The organism is Neisseria sp. P0021.S005 (assembly GCF_051956955.1).
This window is the reverse complement of record NZ_JBQCWY010000596.1, coordinates 1-1886: the sequence shown is the minus strand read 5'-3', so window position 1 is coordinate 1886 and position 1886 is coordinate 1. Positions and strand designations below refer to the sequence as shown.

General features: G+C 54.4%; 1 protein-coding gene. It reads left to right on the top strand.

The annotated features are described in order from the left end of the window. Nucleotides 1–4: 4 nt before the first annotated feature. A partial coding sequence (locus ACTHUE_RS17300) for an OPT family oligopeptide transporter (RefSeq protein ID WP_440424059.1) occupies nt 5–1886 on the top strand: 1882 nt, incomplete at its 3' end.

The window sequence follows — 1886 nt, the reverse complement described above, 5'->3', positions numbered from 1 at the left end:
TTTTATGAAACAGGCGGTTGATCCTTATGCGAGTTTCCGTGAACTGACGCTGCGGGGGATGATACTCGGCGCGTTGATTACGGTGATTTTTACGGCATCCAATGTGTATTTGGGCTTGAAGGTGGGCCTGACTTTTGCGTCTTCGATTCCGGCTGCGGTGATTTCGATGGCGGTTTTGAAGTTTTTTAAAGGCAGCAATATTCTGGAAAATAATATGGTGCAGACTCAGGCTTCGGCCGCGGGGACGCTCTCCAGTATTATTTTTATTCTGCCGGGTTTGCTGATGGCCGGTTATTGGGCGGGCTTTCCGTTTTGGCAGACTACGCTGCTGTGTATGTCCGGCGGTATTTTGGGCGTGATTTTCACTGTGCCTTTGCGTTATGCGATGGTGGTGAAGAGCGATTTGCCTTATCCGGAAGGCGTGGCGGCGGCCGAGATTTTGAAGGTCGGCGACCATGATGCGGACCAGCAGGAAGGCGGCAGCGGTATCAAGGAATTGGTGTCGGGCGGCGCATTGGCCGGTTTGATGAGCTTCTGCGCAAGCGGTTTGCGCGTGGTGGCGGACAGTGCGAGCTTTTGGTTTAAAGGCGGTGCGTCGGTGTTCCAAGTGCCGATGGGCTTTTCGCTGGCTTTGTTGGGCGCGGGCTATTTGGTCGGACTGACCGGCGGTATCGCGATTTTGCTGGGTATCTCGATTGCTTGGGGCGTGGCCGTGCCTTATCTGTCGGCGCATATTCCGCAACCTGCCGATATGGAGATGATTCCTTTTGCGATGTCTTTGTGGAAGGAAAAAGTCCGTTTTATCGGCGCGGGTACGATCGGTATTGCGGCGATTTGGACGCTGTTGACTTTGATGAAACCGATGGTCGAGGGTATGCGCCTGTCTTTCCGTAATTTCGGCGGCGCGCAGATGACCGAGCGCACGGAACAGGATTTGTCGCCTAAGGCGATGATTGCCTGGGTGTTGGCGATGATGCTGGTGTTGGGCGTGTCCTTCTTCCACTTTATCGGCGACTCGCATATTTCCGGCGGTTTGGCTTGGCTGTTGGTGGTCGTATGTACGCTGCTGGCTTCGATTATCGGCTTTTTGGTGGCGGCGGCTTGCGGTTATATGGCCGGTTTGGTCGGTTCGTCTTCCAGCCCGATTTCGGGTGTGGGCATCGTCTCTATCGTCATTATTTCACTGGTGTTGCTGCTGGTCGGCGAATCCGGCGGCTTGATGGTGGATGAGGCAAACCGCAAATTCCTGCTGGCATTGACGCTGTTTTGCGGCGCGTCTGTGATTTGTGTGGCTTCGATTTCCAATGACAACCTGCAGGATTTGAAAACGGGTTATCTGGTAAAAGCGACGCCTTGGAAACAGCAGGTTGCGCTGATTGTCGGTTGCGTTGTCGGTGCATTGGTGATTTCGCCTGTGTTGGAGCTTTTGTATGAAGCCTACGGCTTTACCGGCGCGATGCCGCGTGAAGGCATGGATGCGGCCCAAGCACTTGCCGCGCCTCAGGCAACTTTGATGACCACCATCGCCCAAGGTATTTTCTCGCACAATCTGCAATGGGATTATATTTTCACCGGCGTGGCCATCGGCGTGGCGTTGATCGCGGTTGATTTCACATTGCGCAAATCTTCCGGCGGCAAGCGTGCTTTGCCGGTATTGGCCGTGGGCATGGGTATTTACTTGCCGCCGTCTGTGAATATGCCGATTGTGATTGGTGCGGTATTGGCGGCGGTGTTGAAATCCGTCATCGCCCGCCGTCAAGAAAACCGTGAAGGCCGTCTGAAAAATGCGGAACGTATCGGTACGCTGTTCTCCGCCGGTTTGATTGTCGGCGAGAGCCTGATCGGTGTGATTATGGCGTTTATCATCGCCTTCTCCGTAACCAACG